The sequence below is a fragment of the Streptomyces sp. Wb2n-11 genome, from assembly GCF_001049855.1.
GTDB classification, from domain to species: domain Bacteria; phylum Actinomycetota; class Actinomycetes; order Streptomycetales; family Streptomycetaceae; genus Streptomyces; species Streptomyces altiplanensis.
In genome coordinates, this window is the sequence record NZ_CVPB01000001.1 from 1120967 (window position 1) to 1134061 (window position 13095).

Sequence of the window (13095 nt, forward strand, 5' to 3'; positions counted from 1 at the left end):
TCACGCTCCCCATCCGGCCTGGGCTCCGCCCACGCGCTCGTCGACGATCTTCCGGGCCCAGCCCGAGCGGTGGTACGCCGCCATCGGGTCGGGGTCGATGCCCAGGTCCTCGCGCACCTCGGCGAGCAGCGGCCGGACATCGGTGTTGTACGCGTCCATGAGGACCGCGTTGGCGGCCAGCACGTCGCCCGACGCCTGGGCCTCGGCGAGCGCGCCGCCGTCCACCAGCAGCGCCTTGGCGGTGGCCTCCTGGACGTTCATCACGGAGCGGATGATCGCCGGGATCTTTGCCTCGATGTTGTGGCACTGGTCGAGCATGAACGCCACGTCGGAGGTGAGCCCGCCGCCCCGTACCACCTCGTACATGATCCGGAACAGCTGGAACGGGTCCGCCGCCCCGACCATCAGGTCGTCGTCGGCGTAGAAGCGGGAGTTGAAGTCGAACCCGCCGAGCCGGCCCTCGCGCAGCAGCAGGGCGACGATGAACTCGATGTTGGTGCCGGGCGCGTGGTGTCCGGTGTCCACCACCACCTGCGCCTTCTCACCGAGCTTGAGACAGTGCGCGTACGCCGTGCCCCAGTCCGGCACGTCCATGGTGTAGAAGGCGGGCTCGAAGAGCTTGTACTCCAGCAGCATCCGCTGGTGGTCGCCGAGGCGCTCGTACACCGCGGAAAGGGCCTGCGCGAGCCGGTCCTGACGGGCCCGGATGTCGTCCTGGCCGGGGTAGTTGGTGCCGTCGGAGAACCACAGCTTCAGATCGCGGGAGCCGGTGGCGTCCATGATGTCGACGCACTCCAGCAGGTGGTCCAGGGCCTTGCGGCGCACGGCGGCGTCCGGGTGGCAGACGCTGCCGAGCTTGTAGTCGTCGTCCTGGAAGACGTTGGAGTTGATCGCCCCGAGCCGCAGGCCGCGCTCCTCGGCGTACTTGGCGAGTTCCGCGTATCCGCCGGAGCCGTCGACCCTGTCCCAGGGGATGTGGAGAGCGACGGTCGGGGCCGCGCCGGTGTGTTCGTGGACGCGGGCGGCGTCGTCCAGTTTCTCCTGCGGGGTACGGGGGACCCCGCGCTGCGCGAACACCTTGAAGCGGGTGCCCGAATTCCCGTACGCCCACGACGGCGTCTCGATGGCCTGTGCTCTGAGGGCTGCTTTCACGGTGGAGACGTCGGCTCGGCTCGTCATCGTCAGCGCTCCTGTGTGCCACGCGAATGTGTGAATCGTTTCATTGCCGTGAAGCTATGGGTGCCCACAGCACCTGTCAAGAGCCCGAAGGAAACGGCCGCCCGCACCTCGCGAATTGAACAGGCCGCAAAAGTTTCAAGGACCGACCCATTGACGGGGTCGGCGCACCACGTCTAGCTTCCGGTGAACTTCGCTGAAACCTTTCACGGTGTGGGAGGCGGCAACCACCGCCCTTGAGGAGCCCCCATGAACCAGCCCGGCACGGGCCCGGCCCCCGTCATCGCGCCGGAGGGCGTCTCCCCGCCCTCCGGCGCGGTGCGGGCCCCGCAGGACGTGTCCGTGCAGTTCTTTCCCGGCGAGTCCCACGCCCTCGCCGGGGAGAACGGCGCGGGCGGGTCCACCCTCGCCAGAACCCTTGCCGGAGCGCACCGCCCGGACACCGGCCGGGTGCTCCCGGGCGGCGCCCCGGTGGACCTCCACGGCCCGCCGGCCGTCTTCGGCGGGAAGAACACCGACGAGTCCGACTTCTGATTCCGGCCCCGGGACGAGAGAGGCACCACGAGGACATGCAACGCGTCTGTTTTCTGCTGAAGGTCCGCCAGGACCGCATCGAGGAGTACCGCGAACGGCACGCGGCGGTCTGGCCCGACATGCTCGAAGCCCTCTCGGCCACCGGCTGGCACAACTACTCGCTCTTCCTGCGCGAGGACGGACTGCTCGTCGGTTACCTGGAGACGGAGGACTTCGCCGAGGCCCGGGCCGCCATGGCCGCCACGGACGTCAACGCCCGCTGGCAGGCCGAGATGGCCCCCTTCTTCGAGGACGAAGGGCCCCCCTTCCCGGCGCAGACACCCGGCGGCGACCGGCCCGACGAGGCGATGAAGCCGCTCACCGAAGTGTTCCACCTGGCTTAGCGGATCCCTCGGAGAAGGCCGGAAGGACACCATGCCCCTCGCCCGCACACCCGCCGTCGTCCGCAGGCCCCGCACCGGGCCCGGCCTGGGCAGGGGCGGAGAGTGCCGGTCCGTCGCCGCCGAAGGTAAGGTGGTCGGCGGCCCGCTGCCGGAGACCGGCGACACGACATCGCGTGTCGGCTCCGGCCGCGACTCCGGTGAGGGGACCGACGCGTGGAGCGCGAGCGGTGTCGCCCACCACCGGGCGCTCGCCACGGGCAGTCTTCTGCCCGGTCCGCGGGCGCCGGCCGGTCTGAGTGGACTGGAGCTCGTGGAGGTCTCCGCCTGATGGCGCAGTCGGTGGGTATCAAGGACGTCGCCCGGATCGCCGGGGTCTCCGTCGGCACGGTCTCGAACGTCATCAACCGCCCCGAGTCGGTGACGGAGGAGACGCGGGCGCGGGTCCTGTCCACCATCGACCGGCTCGGCTACGTACGCAGCGAGTCGGCCCGCCAGCTGCGGGCGGGCCGCAGCCGGATCATCTCCCTGCTCGTGCTCGACATGGCCAACCCCTTCTTCGTGGACGTCGCCTCCGGCGCCGAGCGGGCCGCGCGGGAGGCCGGGCTCGGGGTGATGCTGTGCAACAGCGGCCAGAGCACCGACGAGGAGACGGAGTACCTCGGCCTCTTCAGTGAGCAGCGGGTGCGGGGCGTACTGATCACTCCGGTCGACCCCACCGGCGGCAACCTGCGCCACTTCCGGAGGCAGGGCATCCCCTACGTGCTCGTCGACCGGGTGGCCCCCAGCGCCGAGGGGTGCTCCGTCTCCGTCGACGACGTCCTGGGCGGAACGCTGGCCGTACGGCACCTCCTCGCCCAGGGCCACACCGAGATCGCGTACGTCAGCGGGCCCCTGCACCTCGCCCAGTGCCGGGACCGGCAAGCGGGCGCCCTCCGGGCGCTGGCCGAGGCCGGGCTGCCGGCGGAGCGGCTGCGGCTGATCGAGGCCGAGCGGCTCGACGTGGCGGCGGGGCGCGACTCCGGTGCGCGGCTGCTGGGCATGCCGTCCCGCCCGACCGCGGTGTTCTGCGCCAACGACCTGCTGGCACTGGGGATGCTCCAGGCGCTCTACGGGGCCGGGGTGAGCGTTCCCGACGACGTGGCCCTGGTCGGTTACGACGACATCGAGTTCGCCTCGGCGGCCGCGGTGCCGCTGACCTCCGTACGCCAGCCGGCCTTCCGGATGGGGCGGATGGCCGCCGACCTGCTCATCGAGGAGACCGGCGACGGGGCGCAGAGCCACCAGCACCAGCGGATCGTGCTCCAGCCGGAGCTGGTGGTGCGGGACTCGTCGCTCTCCCGCCGCCGCTGACGCGCCTGCGCCGGACCGGCCGCACGCGTCGCGCCGCACGACGAGGGAGCCGCTCGCCGGGGAGGTGGGCGAGCGGATGCGGGGTAGTCGCAGGGCATGAGCGACCAGGAGAGGCACGCCACGCCGGGAAAGGACGCCCGCACCACCGCCGCCCGTCTCGAACGGACGGCCGCCGAGGTGTTCGGCTGGCAGGAACTGAGGCCCGGACAGCTGAAGGCGATGGAAGCGGTCGCGGCCGGCCGCGACACCCTCGTGGTCATGCCGACCGGCGCCGGGAAGTCCGCCGTCTACCAGGTGGCCGCGCTGTCTCTCCCCGGCCCGGCCGTGGTCGTCTCCCCGCTCATCGCCCTGCAACGGGACCAGATCGCCGGGCTGCTGCGGCGCAGCGCCCCGGAGGCGGTCGCCGTCAACTCGGCCCAGGCGGCCGAGGAGACCACGGCGGCCTGGGAGGCGGCGCGCGGTGGTGACGCCGAGTACCTGTTCCTCTCCCCCGAGCAGCTCGCCAAGGACGACGTGGTCGAACGCCTGGCGCAGGCGGGGCCCGCGCTCTTCGTCGTCGACGAGGCGCAGTGCGTGTCCGCCTGGGGCCACGACTTCCGCCCCGACTACCTGCGCCTGGCCCAGGTGGCCCGGCGGGTGGGCCGGCCCACGGTCCTCGCGCTGACGGCCACGGCCGCGCCTCCGGTGCGCGAGGAGATCGTGGAGCGGCTGGGCATGGAGGACCCCGCGCTGGTCGTCGCCGGGTTCGACCGGCCGAACATCGCGCTGGAGGTCCGCCGTTTCCTGGACGACGAGGACAAGCGCCGGGCGGTGGTGGAGAGGGCAGCGGCGGAGGCCAAGCCCGGAATCGTGTACGCGGCCACCCGCAAGGACGCGGAGGGCTACGCGGCCGAACTCGCCGGGCTGGGTCTGACGGCCGCCGCCTACCATGCCGGTCTGCGCGGCGAGGAACGCTCGCGGGTGCACGACGCCTTCCTGGCCGGGGAGACGGACGTGGTCGCCGCGACCTCGGCCTTCGGCATGGGCATCGACAAGGAAGACGTGCGGTTCGTGCTGCACGCCTCCGTGCCCGGGTCCCTCGACGCGTACTACCAGGAGACCGGCCGGGCCGGGCGTGACGGCGCGCCCGCCGTCGCCGTACTCCACTACCGGCCGGAGGACACCGGCATGCAGAACTTCTTCGCCGCCCGCACGCCCGGCGAGGACACGCTCACCGAGGTCACGGCCCGTCTGCACGAGCACGGCGGCCCCCTCGCGCTGAAGGAGCTCAGCGAGGAGACCGGCCTGTCGCGCAACCGCGTGACCGCGGCGGCCAACCTCCTCGAACAGGTGGGGGCGGCGACCACGGACGAGGACGGGGACGTGCGCGCCGTCCCGGACGTGACGGCGGACGACGCAACCGAGCGGGCGGCACAGGCGGCGCAGGCGCGGCGGAAGCTGGAACGCTCACGGGTGGAGATGGTCCGGGCGTACGCCGAGACCACCGGCTGCCGCCGCCGCTTCCTCCTCGGTTACTTCGGCGAGTCCTACGAGGCTCCGTGCGGGAACTGCGACGTGTGCGCGGCGGACTCCGGCGACAGCCGGCCCGGGGCCGGGGAAGGGCTCGAAGAGAGGCTTTTCGAACGGGGCAGCGGTACGCCCGGACATCCGGCGGCCGCCGAGTTCCCCACGGGGACGCGGGTGCGGCACAGCGAATGGGGCGACGGCATGGTTCTCGGCGAGGAGGGCGACCGGATCACCGTCCTGTTCGATTCCGTGGGTTACCGCACCCTGTCACTGGCGGCGATCGCCGGCCAGGACCTTCTCACCGTGGTCGCGAAGCCCGCCGGGTGAGTGACCGGTCACCCCTGACGACCGGGCGATCAAGGGGCATGACGTCGTCGGAAGTGGGCATCAGGATTTCCTCGGATGCGGAGGATGCCATGACCATGACGGAGGAGCCGGCCGGCTCGAACACGGCGGTTCGCGAGTGTGCCTCTTGCCAGGCGGTAGCTCCTGGCACCGGACCCGCCCACGAACCGCCGGAGCCGGCGCGCGAGCGGGTCAACCGCCGGTGGAACGAGATCCTGCAGGAGACGAGGGTCGCGCAGACCGGCGTGCAGATCCTCTTCGGCTTTCTGCTCAGCGTGGCCTTCACCCCCCTCTTCCGGGACCTGGCCACGATCGACCGCGCCATCTACGTGATCACCGTGGTGCTCGGCGCGTCGGCCACCGGATCGCTGATCGCGCCGGTGTCGATCCACCGCTTCCTGTCCGGGCAGCGCATGAAGGACGAAGTCGTGGAGGCGGCGAGCCGGCTGATGATGTGCGGCATGGTGCTGCTCGCACTGACCATCGGCTGCACGCTCCTGCTGATACTCCGCGTGGTACTGCCGAGCGTCCTCGCCGAGGTCCTGGCCGGCGGTGTGATGCTGTGGTTCGCCCTCTGCTGGTACGCGCTCCCGCTGCGGCTCCGCCGCCGCTCCGCCGCCCAGCGCGGCGACACTTAGGCGCTGGTCCGGCGCGGCCGCCTCCCATGATCACGTATGTGCATCGAATCGCGCCGCGCTCTGGCCCCGCCCCTCTCTCGTGAAGATCATTTTCACAGGCCCCCACACATGGAGGCATTACGGGAGCAGAGGGCTGATGCGCAAGCGTTTCACACTGGTGGGTGCGGGCGCCCTGGGGGCGGCCGCCGTGGCGGTCGGTATCTGGCTGATCTGGTTCCGGCTGCCCTACGGCCTGGCCGACTCCCCGTCGGTCGACGTCACGGTGCGGGCGGAGAAGTCCGAGTACCAGGACGTCGAGGAGACCACGGAGGACGTCGACACGCTCGTACGGGTGTACGTACAGCGGCTGAAAGCCGAGGACGCCGAAGGGCTGGCACGACTCGCGGGCCCGGACTACGACCGGCCCGGCCCCGAGGCGCGGGGGCTCGTCCGCGAGTACGGCGCGGGCGCGCGAGGCCGTGTGGAAGCGACGGTGCTCGAGAGCGACGTGCCGTACTTCAACCAGGTGGAGCTGGCGTACGAGAAGACGGGAAAGCGGCAGAAGCTGCTCCTCGTCAGGGACGAGAGGAACTGGTGGATCGCCATCGGCGAGGGAGATCCGGCGGCGGGCCTCGAAGCGCGTTGAGGGGATCCCCCGGCACCGTCACCCTCCCCCGGCGGCCGGCAGCGTCTGCGTGATCCGCCACAGGCGGCGTGGCAGGTCGCCCTCCTCGAAGGCGTGGACCTCGCGGAGCTCCCACCCCTCGGCGAGGGCGTCGACCAGCTCGCGGTCGAAGAAGTGCACCGCGAACCCGCCGTGCTCGAAGACGCCGTCGCCGTGGACCGCGCCCGCCCCGTAGTGGGCGTCGCCGGTGTGCCGGACGGTGTAGACGAAGGTGCCGCCGGGCCCCAGCACCCGCCGGACCTCGCCCACCAGCGCGTGGATCTCCCCCGTCGTCAGCGCCATGCACAGCAGCATGTGGGCGAAGACGGCGTCCACCGATCCGTCCGGCAGCGGCAGCGGGCGCCGCACGTCGTGGACCACGGCGCTCACCGAAGGCCCGAGGCCCGACTCCGCCGCCCGCTCCTCCAGCTGGCCCAGCCCCGTGGCGCTGAAGTCCGCGGCCCGGACGGTGAACCCGCAGCCGGCGAAGTACAGGGCGTCTCGCCCGTGCCCCGCCCCCAGCTCCAGCACGTCCTGCGCGCCGGCGACTCGGAACACCGCGGCGGCATGGACCGCGGCCGCGGAGGGGGCGTCCCCGTACATCCGCGGGTGGTCGGCGTACGTCCGCTGCCACTGCCCGCGCTGCGCGTCGGCCGGCTCGCGGCCCTGCTCCGGCATCGTTTCTCCCGTGGGTCCGCCGGTGCCCCGCACCGGGGCCGGGCCCAGCGTAGGACCGGGCACCGGTCCCGCCCCGCCCCAGCGCGCCCGCGACCCTCCGGTGCCACTCCGAACGGCCCACGGCAACCGCTTCGCCCCCGGGGCACGGCCCCGGGGGCGAAGCGCGGAGCGGTGACGCGGCAGGCCGTGCGGACCCGCGGTCCGGGGCCCGCGCGAAGGTCAGTCCGCGTGGCCGAGCTGCAGGTCGCGTTCGGTCCGTCCGCCGCCGGCGACCTGGAGCACGGTGGCGACCGGCGGGTAGCCCGCGGCGATCACCGTGTACTCGCCGGACGACAGGTCGATGAAGCGGAACGTGCCGTCGGGCCCCGTGGTGAGCGTGTCCACCACGTTGCCCCCGGCGTCGAGCAGCGTCACCCGGGCGTCCTCGACGGGCCGGCCACCGGTCGCGCGTACGGTGCCGCGCAGCATCGCGCCGCCCGCCAGTTCGATGTCCTGCCTGGTCTCCCGCGAGGCCTGCACGCTCACCGGCAGCGCGGCGGGCCGGAACGCCGGGGCGCTTCCCGCCAGGGTGTACTCCCCCGCCACCAGCTCCGTGATCACATAGCCGCCTTCGCGGCCGCTGCGCGTCGACGCGACGACCTCTCCGCGTACGTCGGTGAGCGTCACGGCGGCGCCGGGCACCGGTGTCCCGTCCGCGGTGCGCACGGTCCCGGCGAGGCGGCCCGCACCGCCGAGCACCACATCGAGTTCGACGGGGCGTTCGCCGACGGTGACGGTGACGGCCTGCGGCTGGTGCCCGCCGGCCGCCGCGATCATCACGTACGACCCCGATCCGGCCACGCTCAGCGCGTACCGCCCGTCGTCGCCGCTCGCGCCGCGCCCGACCTGGCGCCCCGACCCGTCGATGAGGGTGAGGGCGGCGCGCGGCACGACGCTGCCGTCGTGGTGCTGGACGGTGCCGCAGACGGGCACGCCCGCCGGACAGGGGGCGGCAGGGTACGGGGCGGCGGCGCGGGCCGTGGGGATCGTGGGGGACTCGGCTGCGGGGGCGTTGTGGGACACCAGCGGTTTCTCCTTGAGGAAGCAGGCGATGAGCAGGCCGAGGACGAGCACCGGCACGAGGTAGAGGAAGATCCGCGGCATCGCCTCGGCGTACGCCCCGATGTAGGCGTCGCGCAGCGCGGGCTCCATGGCGTGCACGAGCTGGGGCGTGATGCCCGCCGGATCGGGGAGGCCGGTGCCCGCGGGCAGCCGCTCGGCGAGGGCGTCGCCGAGGCGGTTCGCGAAGAGGGTGCCGAAGACCGCGGCGCCGACGCTGCCGCCGATCTGCCGGAAGTAGTTGTTGGCGCTGGTGGCGGTGCCCAGGTCGGCCGGGGGCACGGAGTTCTGCACGGCGAGGATGAGCACCGGCATGACCAGGCCGATGCCCGTGCCCAGTACGGCCATCCAGACGCTGTAGTGCAGCCGCGAGGTGTCGGCCTCCAGCCGGGACAGCAGCCACATGCCGAGCACCGAGCAGGCGCTGCCGGCGACCGGGTAGACGCGGTAGCGGCCGGTGCGGCTGATGAGGTGTCCCGAGACGATCGAGGCGACGACCACACCGCCCATCATCGGCAGCATCAGCAGTCCGGACTCCGTCGCGCTGGCGCCGTCGACCATCTGGAGGAACGTCGGCAGGTAGCTGGCGGCGCCGAAGAGCGCGATGCCGACGACCGCGCCGACGAGTCCGGTGACCGTGAAGACGGAGTCGCGGAACAGCCGCAGGGGCATGAGGGGTTCGGGCGCGTAGTGCTCGGCGACGACGAACAGCAGGGTCGTTCCGGCGGCCCCCGCGGCGAGGCCGAGAATGACCCGCGAGTCCCAGGCGTACTCCGTACCGCCCCAGCTGGTGAGCAGGACCAGGCAGGTGGACGCGGCGGCGAGCAGCAGCGCGCCGAGTACGTCGAGGCGCGGCCGTACGCCCGGCTTCGGAAGTTTCAGTACGACGGCGATGACGGCCATGGTCACCAGCCCGAACGGGACGTTGATGTAGAAGCACCAGCGCCAGGACGCGTGGTCGGTGAAGAACCCGCCGAGCAGCGGCCCCGCCACCGACGCGAGGCCGAAGGCGGCGCCGATGAGCCCCATGAAGCGGCCGCGGTCCCGGGGCGGCACGATGTCGGCGATGATCGCCTGGACACCGATCATGAGACCGCCGGCGCCGATGCCCTGGATGGCGCGGAAGGCGATGAGCTGGTCCATGGTGCGCGACCAGCCGGCCAGCGCCGAACCGACGACGAAGACGACGATGGCGAACTGGAAGACGCCTTTGCGGCCGAACAGATCGCCCAGTTTTCCGTAGACCGGGAGACCGATCGTGGCGGTGAGCAGGTAGGCGGTGATCGCCCACGACATCCGGTCCAGGCCCTGGAGTTCGCCGACGATCTTCGGCAGGGCGGTGGCCACGATCATCTGCTCCAGCGCCGCGAGGAGCAGCGCGAGCATCAGCCCGAAGAAGACCAGCCGGACGCGGCGCGGGCTGAGGGGCCGGTCCTCGGCCCTTTCCGTGGGCGGGAGTTGGACTGGGGGTGGCGGCGGCTCAACGGCCCCGGCCGCCGCCGTCTTCGCCAGAGTGATCCCGCCCACGTACTGCTCCCCTCGTCGCACTGCGCCGCCCTTTTCTCGCATTACGCGACAACTGGGAGCAAGCCGGGCGATGGAGGGGGGAGGCGTACGCGGGCGGCTTCACCCCCGGTGGGAGCCCCTGCGGCGCACAACCGGCGCGCGGGGAAGACCACTCGAACCGGTGACGGGCTACTTCTCGACCTCGGTGGCGAGGTTGGCGAGCAGGACGTCGTAGATCCGGCCGAGGCCCTTGGGCGCGAAAGTCCTCTCGAAGAAGCCGCCGATGCCGCCGGCGCCGTCCCAGACGGTGGTGACGACGGCCTTCGACCTGCCCTCGCCGGCCGGGGTGACGGTCCAGGTGGTGACCATGGACGAGTTGCGGTCCTTCTCGACGAGCTGCCCGTCGGTCGGCTCGGTCACTTCGAGCAGGCAGTCGCGGACGCGCTTGCTGGTGGCCTGGAGCTTCCAGTGCACGAGGGTGCCCTCGCCGTCGCCGCCCTCGCGCACCTCGTACTCGGAGAATTGCTCGGGCAGGAGCTTTCCGCGCGAGCCGCTGTAGTCGGCCAGCGTGTCGAACACCGTCTCCGCATCCGCCGCGATGATCCGCTCCGTGGTGGCCTCGACCTGCGCCATGCCTGTTCCTCCAGCACTTGGGTTTTCAAGGGTGCGGCTTACCCAACCACCTCCGGTGGGGCCGCCCAAAATCGGGGCCGCGGGAAAGACCCGTCAGCGGCCTCCCGGCCGGCCTTTTCGCGTCCGCGGGCCGGGGGGTGGCGGCAAAACGAGTCGGCGGACCGCCTGTTGAACGGTGGTATGAACACCGGCTGCCGCGTGAAGCAACCGTCGCGCGGTGGCCCCGCCCCGAGTTCGGAAGGTGCTCATGTGCGCTGTCAGGACGCATGCCGACGGGGCAGACATCGACGTGTCTCTCGTACGGCGCCTGGTCGACGGGCAGTTCCCGCAGTGGGCGGGCCTTCCCGTGGAGCCCGTCGTCTCCTCCGGCACGGAGAACGCCATGTACCGGCTCGGCGAGGACATGGCCGTCCGGCTCCCCCGCAGGGAAGGGGCCGCCGGCGACGTGGAGGGGGAACAGCGGTGGCTGCCGCGGCTCGCCCCGCACCTTCCGGTCGCCGTTCCGGCCCCGCTCGCGAAGGGCGGGCCCGCCGAGGGCTGTCCCTGGAGCTGGTCCGTCTACCGCTGGCTGGAGGGCGGGAACCCCGTCGCCGGCCGCGTCGCGGAGCCCGGCCCGCTCGCCGGGGACCTGGGGAAGTCCGTCACCGCGCTGCGGGAGATCGACCCCGTGGGCGGGCCACCGTCGGGCCGGGGAGTTCCGCTGGCGACGCGGGACGCCCCGACGCGCGCGGCGATCGGGGAGATGCACGGAATCATCGACACCGAAGCGGCGACCGCCGCGTGGGAGGAGGCCCTGCGGATCCCCGAGCGGTCCGGGCCGGCCGCCTGGTCCCACGGTGATTTGTCGCCCGGGAACGTGCTGGCCGACCGTGGACGGCTCAGCGCCGTCATCGACTTCGGGGTCGCGGGCGCCGGCGACCCCTCCGTCGACCTGATCGTGGCGTGGAACCTGCTGCCCGCCGAAGCGCGCGGCGTCTTCCGCGAGGCCCTGCGAGCCGATGACGCGACCTGGGCACGCGGCCGCGGACGGGCCCTGTCGATCGCGTTCATCCAGCTTCCGCACTACCGGAACACGAACCCGGTGCTCGCGGCCGGCGCACGGCACGTGATCCGTGAAGTCTTCGCCGATCACGGCTACGCGGCACGGGCCGGCCGGGGAGCGGGCGGCTGACGCGGACTGCCGCCGGCGGGCGAGGGACGTCGCCGCCCCACGTCGGCAGCGCCCCGGACACGCCAGCACCCGGGGAACGCTCCCAACGGCCTTCCCCCCGGCGGCGATTGCCGCCGCGCCGCCCGGGGCACCGGCCGGGTCGCGGCGGTGACCGGCTGCTCCGCCCGCCCGGCCCTGGCTAAAGTGCGGCCCCATGAGCAGCGGCGGCACACACCTGCGGGACATGACCATCGACGACTGCGAGGCCGTCGCCCGCGTGCGGGTGCGGGGATGGCAGTCGGCGTACGCCGGAATGATCCCCCAGGCCCACCTCGACGCGATGAGCGTCGAGGAGGACGCCGCGCGGCGCCGCGCGCATCTCGCCGAAGCCGAGGCCGAGGCAGCGGGCACGGGCGCGGGCGCGGGCCGCGATGTGGTCGCCGAGCGCGACGGTCAGGTGATCGGCTGGGGCTGCTACGGGCCGTACCGCGACGAGGGGGAACCGGCCGCCGGCGCCGAGCTGTACGCCCTCTACGTCCTGCCGGAGCACCGCTCGACCGGTGCCGGCCGTGCCCTGACGGCCGAACTGCTCGCCCGCGCCGCCACCGACGGCCACCCGCGCATGCTGCTGTGGGTCCTCACGGAGAACACTCTCGCCCGCCGCTTCTACGAGAAGGCGGGCTTCGCGCCCGACGGCGCCGAGACGTCCTCCGACGTGCGGGGCGTCGCCGTCCCCGAGACGCGTTACGCGAGGCGGCTGAGCGCGGCGGACGCGGCGGCCGTCAGGCGCGGGTGACCCAGCGCCGCTTCGAGCACCGGCCGCGCCCGCGCGTCCCGCAGCTTCCCCAGACCCTCGACGCAGGCGAGCGCCACCCGCCAGTGCGGGTTGCCCGGCGCGAGCAGCCCGCGCAGGGTGGTGATCAGCGCGGGTACGGTCTCGGGCGCCCGGAGCTCGGTGAGCAGCCGCACCGGGTGCAGCGCGTACGCGGTGCGCAGCGGGTTGGTGGCGAGCGCGGCGGCGGCGCGGGCGGTGCGCGGGTCGCCGAGGCGCGCCAGCGCGTACGCGGCGGTGACGCACCGCTCGGGATCGCGGTGGTTGAGGAGCAGCACCAGCGTCTCGAAGGCCCGCCGGTCACCGGCGCAGCCGAGGCGGAAAGCGGCGGTCTCGCGGGCCCACAGGGGCCGTTCGGCCTCGGTGAGCACCAGGGCGAGCTCGTCCAGGTCCTCGGTGGCGAACAGCCGCTCGTACGCCGCGGAACCGTCCGCCCCGGCGTCCGTCCCCGCGTCCGCCCCGTCCCGTGCCTCGCCCCGCACCCGGTCCATGAGCGACCGCAGCTCCTCGTCCATGGCGTCAGCGTATAAGCGCACCGGGCGTCCCAGATCACATCCCGCCAGGTCTCCCCAGGGCTGGCGCGCTCGTTACTGGCCGGTTACCCTCAAGTGAGCGGGACACCC

Annotated in this window: 13 protein-coding genes and 1 pseudogene; 9 read left to right on the plus strand and 5 right to left on the minus strand. The window is 72.9% G+C overall.

Features of this window, described 5'->3' with window-relative positions:
• A complete protein-coding gene (gene rhaI, locus BN1555_RS04930) occupies nucleotides 1-1179 on the minus strand; it encodes an L-rhamnose isomerase (RefSeq protein WP_093798196.1) in 1179 nt (392 codons plus the stop codon).
• A gap of 246 nt (nucleotides 1180-1425) precedes the next feature.
• Here rhaI and BN1555_RS04935 point away from each other — a divergent pair.
• From BN1555_RS04935 to BN1555_RS04965, 7 genes and pseudogenes are all read left to right on the plus strand, one after another.
• Nucleotides 1426-1665, plus strand: a pseudogene (locus tag BN1555_RS04935) (ATP-binding cassette domain-containing protein); the annotation flags it as partial.
• A gap of 80 nt (nucleotides 1666-1745) precedes the next feature.
• Complete coding sequence (locus BN1555_RS04940; protein ID WP_093798200.1) at nucleotides 1746-2093, plus strand: L-rhamnose mutarotase; 348 nt, start codon at nucleotides 1746-1748, stop codon at nucleotides 2091-2093.
• A 31-nt stretch (nucleotides 2094-2124) separates the two neighbouring features.
• A complete protein-coding gene (locus BN1555_RS04945; protein ID WP_176709953.1) occupies nucleotides 2125-2421 on the plus strand; it encodes a hypothetical protein in 297 nt (98 codons plus the stop codon).
• Complete coding sequence (locus tag BN1555_RS04950; protein ID WP_093798202.1) at nucleotides 2421-3443, plus strand: LacI family DNA-binding transcriptional regulator; 1023 nt, start codon at nucleotides 2421-2423, stop codon at nucleotides 3441-3443. Before BN1555_RS04945 ends, BN1555_RS04950 begins: the two co-directional genes overlap by 1 nt.
• A gap of 96 nt (nucleotides 3444-3539) precedes the next feature.
• Nucleotides 3540-5276 carry a RecQ family ATP-dependent DNA helicase gene (locus tag BN1555_RS04955; RefSeq protein WP_093798204.1) on the plus strand — a complete coding sequence of 579 codons (1737 nt, stop codon included), beginning with the start codon at nucleotides 3540-3542 and terminating at the stop codon, nucleotides 5274-5276.
• An 89-nt stretch (nucleotides 5277-5365) separates the two neighbouring features.
• Nucleotides 5366-5932 carry a DUF6328 family protein gene (locus tag BN1555_RS04960; protein WP_093798206.1) on the plus strand — a complete coding sequence of 189 codons (567 nt, stop codon included), beginning with the start codon at nucleotides 5366-5368 and terminating at the stop codon, nucleotides 5930-5932.
• Between the two features lie 136 nt (nucleotides 5933-6068).
• Complete coding sequence (locus tag BN1555_RS04965; protein WP_255305884.1) at nucleotides 6069-6557, plus strand: hypothetical protein; 489 nt, start codon at nucleotides 6069-6071, stop codon at nucleotides 6555-6557.
• An 18-nt stretch (nucleotides 6558-6575) separates the two neighbouring features.
• Here the strand turns inward: BN1555_RS04965 and BN1555_RS04970 are convergent, their stop codons facing one another.
• The 3 genes from BN1555_RS04970 to BN1555_RS04980 form a co-directional block, all read right to left on the minus strand.
• Nucleotides 6576-7253, minus strand: a complete 678-nt coding sequence (locus BN1555_RS04970) for a class I SAM-dependent methyltransferase (protein WP_093798208.1) — start codon at nucleotides 7251-7253, stop codon at nucleotides 6576-6578.
• A 219-nt stretch (nucleotides 7254-7472) separates the two neighbouring features.
• Nucleotides 7473-9878 carry an MFS transporter gene (locus tag BN1555_RS04975; protein ID WP_255305885.1) on the minus strand — a complete coding sequence of 802 codons (2406 nt, stop codon included), beginning with the start codon at nucleotides 9876-9878 and terminating at the stop codon, nucleotides 7473-7475.
• Nucleotides 9879-10046: 168 nt separating this feature from the next.
• Nucleotides 10047-10490, minus strand: coding sequence for an SRPBCC family protein (locus tag BN1555_RS04980; protein ID WP_093798212.1), 444 nt, complete (start codon nucleotides 10488-10490; stop codon nucleotides 10047-10049).
• Between the two features lie 247 nt (nucleotides 10491-10737).
• On the opposite strand from BN1555_RS04980, the gene BN1555_RS04985 reads away from it, so the two are divergent.
• Both BN1555_RS04985 and BN1555_RS04990 read left to right on the plus strand, forming a co-directional pair.
• Nucleotides 10738-11661 carry an aminoglycoside phosphotransferase family protein gene (locus BN1555_RS04985; protein WP_093798214.1) on the plus strand — a complete coding sequence of 308 codons (924 nt, stop codon included), beginning with the start codon at nucleotides 10738-10740 and terminating at the stop codon, nucleotides 11659-11661.
• 193 nt (nucleotides 11662-11854) lie between these two features.
• The gene (locus BN1555_RS04990) at nucleotides 11855-12436 is read left to right on the plus strand and encodes a GNAT family N-acetyltransferase (RefSeq protein WP_255305886.1); all 582 of its coding nucleotides are present in this window, start codon (nucleotides 11855-11857) and stop codon (nucleotides 12434-12436) included.
• Here BN1555_RS04990 and BN1555_RS04995 read toward each other — a convergent pair.
• Nucleotides 12385-12987, minus strand: coding sequence for an adenylosuccinate lyase (locus tag BN1555_RS04995; protein ID WP_093798216.1), 603 nt, complete (start codon nucleotides 12985-12987; stop codon nucleotides 12385-12387). The two genes, BN1555_RS04990 and BN1555_RS04995, sit on opposite strands and share 52 nt — an antisense overlap.
• Nucleotides 12988-13095: the final 108 nt, after the last annotated feature.

What these genes read in the sequence shown, in the direction of transcription:
- BN1555_RS04980 (WP_093798212.1), bottom strand. Translation starts at nt 10,490, where the DNA reads ATGGCGCAGGTCGAGGCCACCACGGAGCGGATCATCGCGGCGGATGCG.
- BN1555_RS04950 (WP_093798202.1), top strand. Translation starts at nt 2,421, where the DNA reads ATGGCGCAGTCGGTGGGTATCAAGGACGTCGCCCGGATCGCCGGGGTC.
- BN1555_RS04940 (WP_093798200.1), top strand. Translation starts at nt 1,746, where the DNA reads ATGCAACGCGTCTGTTTTCTGCTGAAGGTCCGCCAGGACCGCATCGAG.
- BN1555_RS04965 (WP_255305884.1), top strand. Translation starts at nt 6,069, where the DNA reads ATGCGCAAGCGTTTCACACTGGTGGGTGCGGGCGCCCTGGGGGCGGCC.
- BN1555_RS04995 (WP_093798216.1), bottom strand. Translation starts at nt 12,987, where the DNA reads ATGGACGAGGAGCTGCGGTCGCTCATGGACCGGGTGCGGGGCGAGGCA.
- BN1555_RS04970 (WP_093798208.1), bottom strand. Translation starts at nt 7,253, where the DNA reads ATGCCGGAGCAGGGCCGCGAGCCGGCCGACGCGCAGCGCGGGCAGTGG.
- BN1555_RS04990 (WP_255305886.1), top strand. Translation starts at nt 11,855, where the DNA reads ATGAGCAGCGGCGGCACACACCTGCGGGACATGACCATCGACGACTGC.
- rhaI (WP_093798196.1), bottom strand. Translation starts at nt 1,179, where the DNA reads ATGACGAGCCGAGCCGACGTCTCCACCGTGAAAGCAGCCCTCAGAGCA.
- BN1555_RS04960 (WP_093798206.1), top strand. Translation starts at nt 5,366, where the DNA reads ATGACCATGACGGAGGAGCCGGCCGGCTCGAACACGGCGGTTCGCGAG.
- BN1555_RS04985 (WP_093798214.1), top strand. Translation starts at nt 10,738, where the DNA reads ATGTGCGCTGTCAGGACGCATGCCGACGGGGCAGACATCGACGTGTCT.
- BN1555_RS04955 (WP_093798204.1), top strand. Translation starts at nt 3,540, where the DNA reads ATGAGCGACCAGGAGAGGCACGCCACGCCGGGAAAGGACGCCCGCACC.
- BN1555_RS04945 (WP_176709953.1), top strand. Translation starts at nt 2,125, where the DNA reads ATGCCCCTCGCCCGCACACCCGCCGTCGTCCGCAGGCCCCGCACCGGG.